The organism is Cloacibacterium sp. Arc13, assembly GCF_041431305.1.
GTDB lineage: Bacteria > Bacteroidota > Bacteroidia > Flavobacteriales > Weeksellaceae > Cloacibacterium > Cloacibacterium caeni_B.
Genome location: NZ_JASMRM010000002.1, coordinates 119,618 through 134,170, shown reverse-complemented (window position 1 = coordinate 134,170; position 14,553 = coordinate 119,618). Strand labels below are relative to the sequence as shown.

Here is a 14,553-nt window from a genome sequence, read left to right as displayed (position 1 = left end):
ATGTCTGATCTTCAGAAATATAATCCCGAGGAATTAATGAACAAACTCATATCTCATGAGTTTCCTGAAGTTTTGGAAAAATATTCAGCCGAAGATTTAGAAAACAATCTCGCCGTTTTTATTAATAAATTGATAGACAAAGACTTCAATAAATTAGTCAACTTATTATACCGAATTGACATCAGTGAACAAAAACTGAAAATTGCCCTTCAAAATGAAGACAAAACCATCAGTTCTAGTAAAACCATTGCCAAATTAATTATCGAAAGACAACTTCAAAAACTAGAATTTAGAAAGAAATTCAGTAAGAAAAAAATTGAGTGATGAAAAAGAAACTCGTCGTTTTATCAGGTGCAGGAATTTCTGCGGAAAGTGGAATTTCTACGTTTAGAGATTCTAACGGACTTTGGGAAAACCACAGAATAGAAGATGTGGCTTCGCCAGAAGGTTTTGCCAGAAATCCGCAGTTGGTTTTAGATTTTTATAATTTGAGACGAAGGCAATTGAAAGAAATAAAACCCAATCTCGCTCACGAAATTCTTGCAGAATTAGAACAATATTTTGATGTACATATCATCACCCAAAATGTAGATGATTTACACGAAAGAGCGGGTTCTAATAAAGTTATTCATCTTCATGGTGAACTGAAAAAAGTACGTTCGGTAAATGATGAAACCCAAATTTTAGACTGGGAAAAAGATTGCAATTTAGGAGATTGTGATGAATTGGGAAACCAACTTCGTCCGCATATTGTTTGGTTTGGTGAAATGGTTCCAGAAATGGAAAATGCGGCGGAAATAGCTTCTGAAGCAGATATTTTCATCGTGATAGGAACTTCTATGCAAGTTTATCCAGCTGCTGGATTGATACATTACATTCCTAAGAATTGTGAAATTTTTGTGATTGATCCACATTTAGAAAACCAATTCACCAAACATGAAAATTTCTTGAAAACTTCGGCTACTGAAGGAATGAAAATTTTGAAAAAGAGATTGTTAAAACAAATTATTTAAATTTTGGCTAAAGCCAATTGATTTTTTTAAAATTTGAAAACGGGCTAAAGCCCGTTCCAATTGATTTTAATATTTTATTCGAATTTACATTATTAATTTGACTAAAATTTATTGTTATTTATACCATTTTTTCTTTAACCAAAGACTTGCTTTTACCAATAAAATAAGCACTGGAACTTCTATAAGTGGCCCAATTACTCCAGCAAAAGCCTCTTTAGAATGAATCCCAAAAACGGCAATGGCAACGGCAATCGCGAGTTCAAAATTATTTCCAGTGGCGGTGAAAGAAACTGAAGCGTTTTTATCATAATCAATGCCTAATTTACGATTGATAAAGAAACTGGTGAAAAACATCAAAACAAAATAAATCACCAATGGAATCGCTATTTTAAGCACGTCAAAAGGCAATTCTACAATTTTATCGCCTTTTAAACTGAACATCACCACTATTGTAAATAACAATGCATATAAAGTAATTGGCGAAATTTTCGGAACGAAAACTCTATTGTACCACTCTTTTCCTTTTTGAGCAATCAAGAAATATCTCGTCAAAAAGCCTGTAACAAAAGGAATTCCCAAATAAATGGCAACACTTATCGCTACATCTTTCATGGGAACTGAGATTTCAAAATCTCCAAAACCTAAATATTGTGGTAAAAAATTAATAAACAACCAAGCATAAAAACTGTACGTAAACACTTGAAAAATACTGTTCAACGCCACCAACATTGCGGCATATTCACGATTTCCAGAAGCTAAATCGTTCCACACAATCACCATTGCAATACATCTTGCTAAGCCTATTAAAATCAATCCAACCATGTAATTGGGTTCATCTTTCAGGAAAATAATTGCTAAAACGAACATCAAAATCGGACCAATAATCCAATTGAGAAGCAAAGAAACTCCCATCGTTTTACGGTCTTTAAAAGCCATAGGCAAAAGACTATAATCTACTTTAGCTAACGGCGGAAACATCATCAAAATCAAACCAATTGCTAATGGAATATTAGTCGTCCCACTAGAAAATTGATTGATGGTTTCTGGAATTGCTGGCACAAATTTCCCGAGCAAAACTCCAAAAATCATTGCTGAAAAAATCCATAATGTTAAATATCTGTCAAGAAATTTCAGTTTGGGTTTCATATTAAATTTTATGAGTTTGGTTTATGATTTTCTTAAATTTTCAAAGACAAATTTCATTTCTGTAGCAATTTCTAAACTTCTGTTGAAATATGTTTCGTTCATTTCAGGCGTTCCATCAGATTTTTTAGGATCTTCGTATTTTATTGGAATTCTAGCTTCTGCACCGTAAACAATTGGACAATTTTCGTCTGCAGAATCACACGTGAGAATGGCGGCAAATGTTGACATCGGATTAAAATCATCATCATATTTTTTAGAAAAACAAATCACCGCATGTTCATTTTCGGCAAATTTTACCGCATAAACAGGATTTTCAGTTTCTGATAATTTTAAAATTTCAAAACCTTGATTTGTAAGCGTTTCAGAAATTTTTGGAAACATGGCTGTTGCTTCTGTTCCACCAGAATAGCAAAACACATTTTCAATTTGATAATAATTCGCCATTGTTTGTGCCCAAATCTGTGAAAGATGACTCCTTCTGGAATTATGAGTACAAATAAAATTTAATCTAACTTCTTTATTTTTAGATATTTTAGAAGAGATAAATTCAATTAAAGGTTGAAGGGTTATTTTTCGTTCCTCCGAAATCCTTTCCGTAGAAAGTTGAGCAATTATTTCTCTAATTTTTAAGTTCATTTGATTATTTTGATAGTTTTAAAATCGAAAAAGCGCCTCTCGTCACCAAGATAAAAATAAGAGTTCCAATGGCTAAATCTGGCATTTTGCTATGTGTAAAATAGACTAAAACCCCAGCAATTATCACTCCTAGATTGATCGTCACATCATTATTAGTAAAGATTACACTCGCCTGAATATGTGCTTCTTTGCTTTTACTTTTTTGCAAAAGATAAAGACAAGCTGCGTTCCCTAATAATGCAAAAAACGAAATAAGCATCATCATTTGAAATTCTGGAACTTCTGTTTTCACAAAAAACCTTCGCAAAACTTCTGTTAAACCTAAAATTGCCAAAATCAACTGAAAATATCCGCTTATTTTGGCAACATTTTTCTTTCTTTCAATGGCTTTTCCAACTGCAAATAAAGCCAATAAATACACAAAACTATCTGCCAACATATCTAGACTATCGGCAACTAATCCCATAGAGTTAGACCAAAAACCATAGAAAATTTCTAGCAAAAAAAAGAAAAAATTGATTCCTAAAACACTCCAAAGCAATTGTGTTTGATTTTTGTGTTCTTGGAGTTTTTCTTGCGTAAATTCTGTAGAAATATGCTGTGTATCAAAATTTAGTGTTTCTAATTGTTTGAAAATTTCTTCTTCATTTTCATGATGAAAAACCAATAATTCTCGATTGTGAATATCAAAATCCAAAGCTTCAATTGATGTGAAATTCTGAAGCTTCATTCTGATGATTTGCTCTTCTGAAGGGCAATCCATTTTATGGATTTTGAATTTGGATTTTTTCATCATATAAAATTACATTTTCTTTTGGAATTCGCAGAAAATAAAGTTTTGAGTAGTTTCAAAAGGTGTTTTATGTGTTTCTTCAAAACTATTTAAAAGCGAAAAATCATTTCCGAAAATATTCAAGAATTTCTCTTTGCTGTATTGCGTAATATCTAAACCACTACATTTTAGAGGTCCTGATTCTGAAAAAGTTCCCACAAAATACAGTCCGTTTTCTCCTAAAATATCGCTCATCAAAGTAGCATATTTTTGAATATCTTCTTCTCTGGTCAAAAAATGAAAACTTGCTCTATCATGTATCACATCAAATTTTCCTGAAGGAGAAAAATCTAAAATATCAGACACTACAAAACGTACTTTTTCTGCTTTTTCACCTAATCTTTTCTTGATTCTTTCTATCGCATTTTCTGAAATATCAAGTAAAGTAATACTTTCAAAGCCTTGTTCTAAAAGATTGTCAATCAAATAACTATCACCACCACCAATTTCTAAAATTTTGGAAGTTTTTGGTATTTTATTTCTTTCAAAAAATTGTAGAGAAGTTTCAGGTTTCTCTTGATACCAACTTACTTCTGTTTCTTTTTTGGTGGCAAAAACATTTTCCCAATGTTGCTTTTTATTTATTTCCATAGTTTAAAGTAAGCAATCCTTCAAGGATTTAAAAAAAATAATTTAACAACAACCCGAATTTTGAGTACAACAACCCACTACTTTTTCTGCATAAACCGTTATGCTGTAAATTCTAGTGGTAGAATCTTTATACTGCTGAATTTCTTCTTCGTTCAGATAATTTTTTAGAATATCATCTGGAACGATAATCGGTTTTTTCTTCTGTAAAGTAATGTTTTTGAAACCAGAATTTTCGATAATTTTCAAATAATCTTCCATTTGAATGGCAGATGCTACGCAACCAGCATACATTTCTGCGGCATTTTTAATTTTTTCGGGTAAATCTCCCACCAAAACAATATCAGAAATCGAAAAATGACCAGTTGGTTTCAAAATTCTTTGAACTTCTGCAAAAGCTTTTGGTTTGTTAGGAACCAAATTCATTACACAGTTACTTACCACAACATCGGCAACATTGCTCATCAAAGGAATATTCTCAATGTCTCCCAAACGGAATTCTACATTATTGAAACCTAATTTATCTGCATTATTTCTTGCTTTTTCTATCATTTCAGGAGTGAAATCTATTCCCACCACTTTTCCAGATTCGCCAGTTTCTGCACGAGCTACGAAACAGTCATTTCCTGCTCCACTTCCTAAATCTACTACGTAATCGCCTTTTTTTATTTTGGCAAATTCTGTTGGCAAACCGCAACCTAATTTAAGGTCTGCATCAGGATTATAACCTTCTAAATGGTCATAATCATCCGTCATTATATTGTACACTTCGGTACTACAACCGCCACTTCCACAGCAAGATGAAGCGTTAGTATCTTGGTTTTGCAAAGCAATTTCTGCATATTTTTGCTTTACCATTTCTTTGATTTCTTCGTTAGAATTCATTTTTTTAAATTTTAAATTTTAAATGATAAATTTTTGATATTTTTTTGAAGCTATTTCCTGCTTTCGCTACTCGCTTTTTTATTTTTAGATTCTTCGACTCCGCTCAGAATGACAAAATAAAAAGAGCTCAAACAAAGCGCTCAATCAGGGCTAGTTCCGTTTTCATTTTTGAAATAACTTTAGCAGCAAGATTTCTGCTTTTCTATTTTTCTGAAAATTTCAGAAATAAAATGCTCCATTTTCTTCAATGTATCTGGATTAATACAATAACAAATCGCTTTTCCATCTATTTCCCCCTGTATAATTCCTGCGTTTTTCAGTTCTTTAAGGTGTTGAGAAACGGTTGGTTGTGCTAGTTTCACTTCCTCAACAATATCATTACAAATACATGAATCTACAGAAAGTAAATATTCTACAATCGCAATTCTAGCAGGATGAGAAAGCGCTTTCATTAATTTTGCCACTTCATTTTGTTCTTCTGTAAAATGTTCAGTTTTAGAAATTCCCATATTTTTATATTTTCATATTGCAATATTACGATGTATAATTTTCTAAACCAAAATTTTCTTCATAAATTTGAAAAAGAAATTCAAAATTATGTCTATTCAAGAAAATTACCATAAAATTAAAGCCCAAATCCCAGAAAACATAGAATTGGTAGCTGTTTCTAAATTTCATCCTGTTGAAAAAATAAAAGAAGTTTATGATTGCGGACAAAAAATTTTTGGAGAAAATAAAGTACAAGAGCTTTTAACCAAAGTAAATGAACTTCCTGCTGATATTCAATGGCATTTAATTGGGCATTTACAAACCAATAAAGTAAAATACATTGCTCCTTTTATAGATACCATTCAAAGTGTAGATTCTGAAAAATTATTATTAGAAATCAACAAAGAAGCAGCAAAAAACAATAGAATAATTAAAGTTTTACTTCAAGTAAAAATTGCCGAAGAAGAAACCAAATATGGTCTTGAAATCGCTGAAGCGAAAGAAATTTTCAGCAATTATTTAGAACACAAATACCCAAATATTGAGATTTTAGGTTTGATGGGAATGGCAACTTTTACAGACAACAAAAATCAAGTAAAATCAGAGTTTTTAGTTCTAAAATCTCTATTCGATGAACTTTCTACCTTCAGAAAACTAGAAACACTTTCTATGGGAATGAGTGACGATTTTGCACTTGCAATAGAATGTGGCTCTACTTCTGTAAGAATAGGTTCTGCTATATTTGGAGTGAGAAATTATTAAAATTTAAGGATGACTGAGAAAAAATATACTTACCTCTACTTTGCCATTTTATTTTTCGCAATTTTTATTCCTTTTTTTATTTCTTATGGAGGAATAGTTGCAGATACGCTGAGTTATATAAAAATTGCAGATAGTATTCCTGATGTAAAATCTAATCTTTTTCCACTAGGCTATCCTTTAATAATTAGATTATTTCATTCATTAACGGATGATTATTATTTTTCTGCAAGAATAGTAAGCATTTTGACTGTTTTACTTATTGGAGTATTTTCTTATTATAAGAAATTTTATTTCAAAGAAACCGTTATTTTATTATGTACCAAAATTTTTGTTTTTTGCATATACAATCTCATATCTGAAGGTTTATTTTTAGGAATTTTTTATTTTTTAATCTATTATTTTCATGAATTTTTTACCAAAAATAAAAAAGGCTGGTCTTTTATATTGCCAACAAGTTTATTATTTCTTGCGTTATTTTTAACCCGATATTCTGGGATTTTTATTTACATAGCAATACTTATTTTTTTCTTAATAAATTATAGAAAACCAACTTTTAAGAATTATAAAAAAGATTTTTTCGTTGTAATAATTTTAAGTGGTTTCTTCCTTGCTTCTTACATGCTCTATAATTTTCTAAATTTCGGAGGAATTATGGGCGAAAATGAGAGATTTTCTGTAGATAAGACCAGTATTGGTCTTGATATCATTAGAAATTTTCTTGGAGTGATGAACTTAGCAAACCCAATTCTTGGAATAAAACCTGCTCATTTTACTCCCATCACTATTATTATAGAGTTTTTTCTTTTCTTTATTAATCTTATTTTTATTTATCTAATTTACCATCTCTTCAAAAAAAATAAAGCTTGGAAGTCAGATTTTACAATTACATTTTTATTGATTTCTTCGGCAACTTATTTGGTTTTAGTAATCATCTCAAAATTTTTTCAAGGCATAGAAGAACTCAATACTAGAATGCTTTCCGAAAGCAGTTTCCCTTTATTTCTTAGTGCTATAATTCTATATTTTCAATCTGATTATAATAAAAAAATCATATTTTATTTAGCTGTATTTTCACTTCTATTTAATGCTGCTTACTTGATAAAAACTCCACAAAATTTTCTTAAAAGAAAAGCAGAAGTTGAGAATCAATTCGTAAATTTAAAAGACAAAAAGTACTATTTTGATAATATAAAAAATGTAGAAAAATCGCGTAAAGAATATAAAATTCCTATTATTAATAAATCTTTTTATTACGAACATGGTAATCAACAAAAACCATTTATTGATGGAAATATAATTATTTCAAAAAATCCAGAAATTAATTTATTGTTAAAAGACACTGTTAAAAATAAAAAAAGCATTATTTTTAGCAGTGATATTAAATAATTTCACACAGGTTCTCCATAAAAATAAATAAATTTGCCTTATGCAAAAAGTATTAATCGTAGAAGACGAAAAAGCAATTTCTGGTGTACTGCACAGTATTTTATCAGATGAATTAACCAATTACGAAGTTTTGGTTGCAGAAGATGGTTTAGAAGCCTACAAACTCATCGAAAAAGATGATTTTGCCTTAGTCATTTCAGATATAAAAATGCCAAAACTTTCGGGTACAGAACTTTTGAAACAATCACTTCAATTAAAACCAGACACTACTTTTGTCATGATTTCTGGTCATGCTGACATTGATACTGCCGTAAATTCTCTTAAAGATGGCGCTTACGATTTTATTTCAAAACCTATTGACATCAATAGATTGATTACCAGCGTAAGAAATGCTCTTGACCGTAAAAATTTGGTTCAAACGACTAAAGTTCTTCAAAAAGAGAATACTCAGCTCAAGAAAAAAGTCAACAAAAAATACCAAATGATTGGTACTTCTGAAGCGCTTTCTAAAATTCAAAATATGATTGAAAAAGTAGCTGCTACAGATGCAAGAGTTCTCATTACAGGTCCAAATGGTGCTGGTAAAGAATTGGTAGCCCACTCTATTCATGCACAAAGTGAAAGAAGCAGAGGACCAATGATTGAGGTAAATTGCGCAGCAATTCCATCAGAATTAATAGAATCTGAACTTTTCGGTCACGTAAAAGGTTCATTTACAGGTGCTATAAAAGACAAACAAGGTAAATTTGAATTAGCAAACGGAGGAACTATTTTCCTAGACGAAATTGGAGACATGAGTTTGGTTGCACAAGCTAAAGTTCTTCGTGCGCTTCAGGAAAGCAGAGTTTCACCTGTAGGAAGTGACAAAGAAATAAAAGTAGATGTAAGAGTGGTTGCTGCAACCAATAAAAATCTACAAAAAGAAATAGAAGACGGAAAATTTAGAGAAGACTTGTATCATAGACTTTCAGTGATAGAAATTTATGTACCACCATTAGATGCTAGAAAGGAAGACATTCCGCTTTTGGTAGAACATTTTGCTCAAATCATTGCAGATGAACAAGGAAATGCAGTTAGAAAATTTGATGATAAAGCGATAAAAGCACTTCAAAATTTCTCTTGGACAGGAAACATTCGTGAACTGAGAAACGTAGTAGAGCGTTTAATCATTTTGGGCGGAAATCCTGTAACAGCAGAAGATGTAGCTGCTTTTGTAAGAAAATAGTATGTTAGATGCTAGATTTTAGATCTTAGATACTAGAAAAATTTAATAAATTTATACACTAAACCACGTGATTTTGCGTGGTTTTTGTTATTTTTAAACTTTAAATTAAAAACTAATAACTTCTAAATTTTATGGCTAAAGGAATCACTTTCTTTACTTCAATAATTTTAATTTACATTATATACAATTATCCTGTAAACAAAGGTTACCCATTATTGGGATTTCTCATTTGTCTTATTGTTTTATCTTTTTCTGCCTCCAAAATATATTCTGATTACAAAAAAATGGGAGATGAAACCTTTGAAAATGTTGAAAAGAATACTGACAAAATATTAAAGAACAATGGAATTTTCGAGTACAAAAATGATGGTTTCTACATCAAACAAAGAAATACTATTGATTTCGTGAAATGGAATGATGTTGAAAGTGTTAGTTATTTTGAATTAAAAATGCTCAAAAAAGTAAGTCAAAACGGCATCGAAATTGTGACCAATAAAAAAATATATAAAATTCATAATAATGACGAACAAACAATTGGTCTAGAAAAGTTTGAAAATGAAGTAAATAAAAATTTAAGTATAGAAAAACTCTACGATTCTGAAGTTTTATCTGATGGTTCTTCCAAAACACCACTCTATCTAAAAACTTTAAATTAAACAGATTCAAAAACTGTTTTTGTTCCGTTTTTCTTATTTTTACATCTAAAATATATTTTTATGAAGAAAATAGGCTTTTTCCTTATTTTATTAAGTCAAATCACCTTTGCACAAACTTTCACCAAAAAAGATACTTTAAAAGGCTCTGATACGGCGTTTAGAAATTTTTGGGACGTCAAAAAATATGAACTCACTGTAGAACCTAATATTCAGGATCAATCAGTCAGCGGAAAAAACACCATTTTCTTTGAAATCACCAAAGATGTAGAAAATCCTACGTTTCAATTAGACCTTCAAAAGCCTATGAATTCTAAAAATTTCATGGGAAATTTTAATTACACCCAAGTAAAAACCGAAGACGACTTCATTTTTATAGAAACTCAACAAAGTTTCAAAAAAGGAGAACGATTTTACATGATTTTAGAATATTTCGGGAATCCTAGAATCGCAAAACACGCACCTTGGGATGGAGGTTGGGTTTTCACCAAAGATGAACAAGGCAATCCTTGGATTTCTGTAGCGCAAGAAGGAGACGGAACCAGTCTTTGGTTACCTTCAAAAGATATTTGGAATGATGAGCCAGATGAAGGCATAGAAATGAAAATTATTACGCCAAAAGATTTAACAGGAGTTGGAAACGGTAAATTAATCTCTCAAACCGTAGAAAAGGGCAAAAATATCTTCACTTGGGAAGTTAAAAACCCTATCAATCTATACAGCATTGTTCCTACCATTGGGAAATTTGAACATTTTTCTGAAATCTATGATGGCGAAAAAGGTAAACTTGATTGCGATTATTATGTACTTTCTTACAATTTAGATAAAGCCAAAAAACAATTTACTCAGGTAAAACCAATGCTTCAAGCTTTTGAATATTGGTTTGGAGCTTATCCTTTCTACGAAGATGGTTATAAATTGGTAGAAACGCCTTATTTAGGAATGGAACATCAGTCTAATGTAGCTTACGGAAATCATTATTTAAATGGTTATCTTGGTAGAGATTTATCTGGAACTGGAGTTGGATTAAATTGGGATTTCATCATTATTCATGAATCTGGTCACGAATGGTTTGCGAACAACATCACTGCAAAAGATCAAGCTGACATGTGGATTCATGAAGGTTTTACTTGTTACTCAGAAACGCTTTTTACTCAAAATTATTTGAACAAAGAAAAAGCAGAATTATATATTAAAGGAATCCGACAAAACATAGAAAACGACAAACCTATTATCGGGAAATACGGTGTAAGAAACGAAGGAAGTGGTGACATGTATTACAAAGGAGCTAATATGCTTCACACGATTAGAACTGCTATAAACGACGATGAAAAATTCAGACAAATTTTAAGAGGAATCGGTACAGATTTTTATCATCAAACAGTAACTACTCAGCAAATTGAAAATTATATTTCTGAAAAATCTGGAATAAATTTCTCTACTGTTTTTGACCAATATTTAAGAACTACACAAATCCCGATTTTAGAATATTCACAAAGTGGAAAAACGTTAAAATACAGATGGACGAATACTGTAGAAGGTTTCAACTTGCCTATAAGAATAGAAAATACAACTCTAACTCCAACTAAAGATTGGCAAATCATTAAACTGAAAGACAAAAAAGACATTAAGTTTAATGATAATTACTATGTAAATTATGAAAGAACAGGAATCTGATATTAGAATCTGGGAAGCTTTTGCTGAAAAAATTGGAGGAGAATATATTCCGAGGAAATATTGGAATTCTGACCGAACCTTATTTCATTATAAAAATTTCAAGATTTATTTTGATTATTTTACCTATTATACTTCTGGAGAGGCTTCCTTAAGTAAAACATTTACAAGACTTGTCATTCCTTATAAAAGTTACGATGACTTTCAATTTAACATCTACGAAGATGAATTGATTTTTAAAATCGCCAAAATTTTTGGATTTCAAGATGTAAAAATAGGTAATGAGGAATTTGATAAAAAATACATCATAAAAACCAATAATGAACAAAAGTTAAAGAATATTTTTAACAGCACCACTCTACTCAAAAAATTAGAGAATTTTGAAAATACAAGTCTTTTAATTTCAAAAAAATATGGAGTTTGGGAAGAAGAATTACCCGAAAATGAATATGAATTAAGTTTTGTACTCAACTATCATGTTAAAGATTTAGAAACCCTTATTCAATCCAAAGATTTTATAACAGAATTCTTTGACAGATTTCAAGATTTAGTTAGGATTGAAGTTTCTACTTATCTTAGAAAACTCTAATTTTTAAGATTTCAGCACAATTCTAAACGTAGTTCCCTTTCCTACTTCGGATTCTGCTATTTTGATGTCGCCATTGTGATATTCATTGATGACGCGTTTTGCCAAAGACAAACCAAGACCCCAACCTCTTTTTTTGGTAGAATAACCCGGTTTGAAAGCACTTCGCATTTGAGTATTAGTCATTCCAGAGCCAGAATCTTTTACATCAATTAAGACGTAATTATTTTTAGAATAAAGAGAAATTTCCAATTTCCCCTCTCCTTTCATCGCATCTACCGCATTTTTCACAAGGTTTTCAATCACCCAACTCATCAAAATTCTATTGTGAGGAATCAAAATTTCTCTTGAAGGAACTTTGAGTTCAAAATTTACTTTTCTGGAAATTCTAGATTTCAAATAATCAAAATTTTGTTGAACTGTTTCCTTTAAATTCAAATCATTCAGTTCTGGAACCGAACCAATTTTAGAAAAACGCTCAGAAATGGTTTTTAAACGATTGATATCTTTATTGATTTCCAACAAACCATCGTCATTTCTATTGGCATCGAGTTTCATCACTTCTACCCAACCAATCATAGAAGAAAGCGGAGTTCCGATTTGATGTGCTGTTTCTTTAGCCAAACCAGCCCACAACATGGATTCATCTGATTTTTTGATAGTGCGCAAAAACCAAAAAGAAAACAAAAGATACAAACCAATGAACAAACCTAATGCATAAGGATAATAACGCAGAAAATTGAGCAAATCTGAGTTGTCATAAAACACGAATTGGTTATTAAAATTGGGCAACTGAATTTCAAAAGGAGGATATTTATCATCCATTTCGGCGATTTTCTGTTTCAGTTTTTCGGGATTGTTTAAGATTTCTTCGTCGATGTTTTTACTTTCAATCAGATTTCTATTTTTATCGGTGATAATGATGGGAATGTCTTTATTTTCGTCGATAACATTGAGTGATAAGTCATTCAATCGAGAATCTACGTTATTGTCTTGAAGATATTTTACAGCCGTTGCAAGCGATTTTATTCTGTCGGTTTCTTTTTTTCTAAGATGATTGATTAAGAAATTAGAAGAAACAGCCAATCCTGCAACTATTATGGTTAATAGCACAAACACAAACCAATTGTTAATCTTAGAAATAAAATTGTTTCTCAAGAATTTAAAATTTAAATTACTTTAACTGATTCAAAACTTTGTACAGCGCATCACTCAAATCATTGGCCTGATAATTATTCATAATAATTGCAAAAACATATTTTTGACCAGATTTAGAAGTATGATAACCTGCAAAAGCTCTACAATCTTTTATACTTCCGCTTTTCATTTTCATGCCGTTTCCTTGCACCGGAAATCCTTCAAAATATTCAGCAAACCAAGGTTGTTTTTTTGCCCAAATCAAAGCTAAAACTTCAGCTCTTGTAGAAGCATAATTTTGTGGAGACAATCCACTTCCATCTACAAAATTAATCATTCTTTCATCTATTCCATGTTGTTTCCAGAAATTTTTAAGGTATTTCATTCCACTTTCAAAAGAAGAATTTCCTGTTTTTTCTTTAGCCATTGTCTTCACGAAAGTTTCACCGTAGAAATTGATGCTTTTTTTCAGAAACCAAAAAACCATTTTATCTAAAGTAGGTGACAAATATTCTAAAATCACTTTATTTTTAGGAAATGCTAAAGGATTTTGTCCTTCAATTAATCTCTCAGAATTGATGATGATTTTTCCGTTAAAAGCGATGTTTTGTTTCTTTAATTCTGCTACCATTTCTAGTGCCAATTGTTTTGGTGGATTAGGTGTAGCTCCAGAAACCGTTATATTTTTTGCAGGAAGCGTTCCCGTTACATGCGCCACATCATTATATGGAGTAGTAAAAATAATGCTTCTGTCAGTAGTCCCTTCCGTTCTTGCATCATTCACAAAATGCACACCTTCTAAATTGATATTGAAATTTTTAAAATCTTTGCCAAAAGTATTAATGTCAAATTGGTTTTCCCGCCAATTTACGCCCCAAACTCCAGCTCCGTAATAATTTCCAATATCGTTATAAGGCCAACCTCCAGGAATTTTTTGAAAATCAAAGTACATGTCATCTATCACTAAATCTCCAGGAATTTCTTTGATATTTCTAGACTTGAGCGTTTCTATAATTTTTGAAATAAAATGTTCTGGTTTATAACCATCATATCGCCAACTTCCCAAAGTTGGATCTCCATTTGAAAAAATATACAGATTTTTATCGAATGCTATTTGAGTTTTGTATTGATAATTCTTTCCTAAAGTTTCCAAAGCCGCTGCAGCTGTAAAGATTTTCATGGTAGAAGCGGTAGACAATCCTTTGTTTCCTTGATATTCATAAACAAAGTTTCCGCTTTCATCTGCTACATAAAAAGAAAGATTCCCAGAATACATAGGAGAAGACGCCAAAAGTGACTGAACTGCTTTATCTAAATTCTGTGTAACCGACTGTGAATAAAATATTTGCAAGCAAAAAACCGTTATAAAAGCAAAAAATTTCTTCATAAAGAATAATTGTTTTTTCAAATATAAAGAAAATAAAATGGATTACTTCTTCCTAAAAAATTAAAAAAACAAAGAAATAAATGATTTATTAGCAATGTCAATTTATTAAACAATTATTTAATTAATAAAATAAACGATGATTTTTATCAATTTT

16 protein-coding genes are annotated in these 14,553 nt (G+C 30.8%); 8 read left to right on the top strand and 8 right to left on the bottom strand.

Annotated features, from left to right (window positions below):
- A complete protein-coding gene (locus QO190_RS02535; RefSeq protein WP_371461298.1) occupies positions 1 to 324 on the top strand; it encodes a hypothetical protein in 324 nt (107 codons plus the stop codon).
- Entirely contained in the window at positions 324 to 1,013 is a 690-nt protein-coding gene (locus tag QO190_RS02530; protein ID WP_371461299.1) for an NAD-dependent deacetylase, read from the top strand. Before QO190_RS02535 ends, QO190_RS02530 begins: the two co-directional genes overlap by 1 nt.
- Positions 1,014 to 1,127: 114 nt before the next feature.
- On the opposite strand, the gene arsB is transcribed toward QO190_RS02530, so the two are convergent.
- The 6 genes from arsB to QO190_RS02500 all read right to left on the bottom strand — a co-directional run bounded on the left by arsB (position 1,128) and on the right by QO190_RS02500 (position 5,609).
- The gene (arsB, locus tag QO190_RS02525) at positions 1,128 to 2,159 is read right to left on the bottom strand and encodes an ACR3 family arsenite efflux transporter (protein ID WP_371461300.1); all 1,032 of its coding nucleotides are present in this window, start codon (positions 2,157 to 2,159) and stop codon (positions 1,128 to 1,130) included.
- A 21-nt stretch (positions 2,160 to 2,180) separates the two neighbouring features.
- Positions 2,181 to 2,795: a low molecular weight phosphatase family protein gene (locus QO190_RS02520; protein WP_371461301.1), complete on the bottom strand. Its 615-nt coding sequence runs from the start codon at positions 2,793 to 2,795 to the stop codon at positions 2,181 to 2,183.
- A 4-nt stretch (positions 2,796 to 2,799) separates the two neighbouring features.
- A complete protein-coding gene (locus tag QO190_RS02515) occupies positions 2,800 to 3,588 on the bottom strand; it encodes a cation transporter (protein ID WP_371461303.1) in 789 nt (262 codons plus the stop codon).
- A gap of 9 nt (positions 3,589 to 3,597) precedes the next feature.
- A complete protein-coding gene (locus QO190_RS02510) occupies positions 3,598 to 4,218 on the bottom strand; it encodes a class I SAM-dependent methyltransferase (protein ID WP_371461304.1) in 621 nt (206 codons plus the stop codon).
- 42 nt (positions 4,219 to 4,260) lie between these two features.
- Complete coding sequence (locus QO190_RS02505; protein WP_371461305.1) at positions 4,261 to 5,100, bottom strand: arsenite methyltransferase; 840 nt, start codon at positions 5,098 to 5,100, stop codon at positions 4,261 to 4,263.
- A gap of 179 nt (positions 5,101 to 5,279) precedes the next feature.
- Positions 5,280 to 5,609, bottom strand: coding sequence for an ArsR/SmtB family transcription factor (locus tag QO190_RS02500; RefSeq protein ID WP_371461306.1), 330 nt, complete (start codon positions 5,607 to 5,609; stop codon positions 5,280 to 5,282).
- A gap of 88 nt (positions 5,610 to 5,697) precedes the next feature.
- Between QO190_RS02500 and QO190_RS02495 the strand changes: the two genes are divergently transcribed.
- The 6 genes from QO190_RS02495 to QO190_RS02470 all read left to right on the top strand — a co-directional run bounded on the left by QO190_RS02495 (position 5,698) and on the right by QO190_RS02470 (position 11,878).
- Entirely contained in the window at positions 5,698 to 6,351 is a 654-nt protein-coding gene (locus QO190_RS02495; RefSeq protein ID WP_371461307.1) for a YggS family pyridoxal phosphate-dependent enzyme, read from the top strand.
- A 9-nt stretch (positions 6,352 to 6,360) separates the two neighbouring features.
- The gene (locus tag QO190_RS02490) at positions 6,361 to 7,737 is read left to right on the top strand and encodes a glycosyltransferase family 39 protein (protein ID WP_371461308.1); all 1,377 of its coding nucleotides are present in this window, start codon (positions 6,361 to 6,363) and stop codon (positions 7,735 to 7,737) included.
- A gap of 40 nt (positions 7,738 to 7,777) precedes the next feature.
- Positions 7,778 to 8,962: a sigma-54-dependent transcriptional regulator gene (locus tag QO190_RS02485; RefSeq protein WP_371461309.1), complete on the top strand. Its 1,185-nt coding sequence runs from the start codon at positions 7,778 to 7,780 to the stop codon at positions 8,960 to 8,962.
- A gap of 131 nt (positions 8,963 to 9,093) precedes the next feature.
- Positions 9,094 to 9,618, top strand: coding sequence for a hypothetical protein (locus tag QO190_RS02480; RefSeq protein ID WP_371461310.1), 525 nt, complete (start codon positions 9,094 to 9,096; stop codon positions 9,616 to 9,618).
- 60 nt (positions 9,619 to 9,678) lie between these two features.
- A complete protein-coding gene (locus tag QO190_RS02475) occupies positions 9,679 to 11,292 on the top strand; it encodes a M1 family metallopeptidase (RefSeq protein ID WP_371461311.1) in 1,614 nt (537 codons plus the stop codon).
- A complete protein-coding gene (locus QO190_RS02470) occupies positions 11,273 to 11,878 on the top strand; it encodes a hypothetical protein (protein WP_371461312.1) in 606 nt (201 codons plus the stop codon). Before QO190_RS02475 ends, QO190_RS02470 begins: the two co-directional genes overlap by 20 nt.
- Before the next feature lie 3 nt (positions 11,879 to 11,881).
- On the opposite strand, the gene QO190_RS02465 is transcribed toward QO190_RS02470, so the two are convergent.
- Both QO190_RS02465 and dacB read right to left on the bottom strand, forming a co-directional pair.
- Entirely contained in the window at positions 11,882 to 13,033 is a 1,152-nt protein-coding gene (locus QO190_RS02465; protein WP_371461313.1) for a PAS domain-containing sensor histidine kinase, read from the bottom strand.
- 16 nt (positions 13,034 to 13,049) lie between these two features.
- The gene (gene dacB, locus QO190_RS02460; protein WP_371461314.1) at positions 13,050 to 14,399 is read right to left on the bottom strand and encodes a D-alanyl-D-alanine carboxypeptidase/D-alanyl-D-alanine-endopeptidase; all 1,350 of its coding nucleotides are present in this window, start codon (positions 14,397 to 14,399) and stop codon (positions 13,050 to 13,052) included.
- Between the last annotated feature and the right edge of the window lie 154 nt (positions 14,400 to 14,553).

Coding starts and splice junctions, on each gene's coding strand:
- QO190_RS02505 (WP_371461305.1), bottom strand. CDS start 5,100: ATGAATTCTAACGAAGAAATCAAAGAAATGGTAAAGCAAAAATATGCA.
- dacB (WP_371461314.1), bottom strand. CDS start 14,399: ATGAAGAAATTTTTTGCTTTTATAACGGTTTTTTGCTTGCAAATATTT.
- QO190_RS02510 (WP_371461304.1), bottom strand. CDS start 4,218: ATGGAAATAAATAAAAAGCAACATTGGGAAAATGTTTTTGCCACCAAA.
- QO190_RS02515 (WP_371461303.1), bottom strand. CDS start 3,588: ATGAAAAAATCCAAATTCAAAATCCATAAAATGGATTGCCCTTCAGAA.
- QO190_RS02530 (WP_371461299.1), top strand. CDS start 324: ATGAAAAAGAAACTCGTCGTTTTATCAGGTGCAGGAATTTCTGCGGAA.
- QO190_RS02520 (WP_371461301.1), bottom strand. CDS start 2,795: ATGAACTTAAAAATTAGAGAAATAATTGCTCAACTTTCTACGGAAAGG.
- QO190_RS02535 (WP_371461298.1), top strand. CDS start 1: ATGTCTGATCTTCAGAAATATAATCCCGAGGAATTAATGAACAAACTC.
- QO190_RS02475 (WP_371461311.1), top strand. CDS start 9,679: ATGAAGAAAATAGGCTTTTTCCTTATTTTATTAAGTCAAATCACCTTT.
- QO190_RS02485 (WP_371461309.1), top strand. CDS start 7,778: ATGCAAAAAGTATTAATCGTAGAAGACGAAAAAGCAATTTCTGGTGTA.
- arsB (WP_371461300.1), bottom strand. CDS start 2,159: ATGAAACCCAAACTGAAATTTCTTGACAGATATTTAACATTATGGATT.
- QO190_RS02470 (WP_371461312.1), top strand. CDS start 11,273: ATGAAAGAACAGGAATCTGATATTAGAATCTGGGAAGCTTTTGCTGAA.
- QO190_RS02480 (WP_371461310.1), top strand. CDS start 9,094: ATGGCTAAAGGAATCACTTTCTTTACTTCAATAATTTTAATTTACATT.
- QO190_RS02490 (WP_371461308.1), top strand. CDS start 6,361: ATGACTGAGAAAAAATATACTTACCTCTACTTTGCCATTTTATTTTTC.
- QO190_RS02500 (WP_371461306.1), bottom strand. CDS start 5,609: ATGGGAATTTCTAAAACTGAACATTTTACAGAAGAACAAAATGAAGTG.
- QO190_RS02495 (WP_371461307.1), top strand. CDS start 5,698: ATGTCTATTCAAGAAAATTACCATAAAATTAAAGCCCAAATCCCAGAA.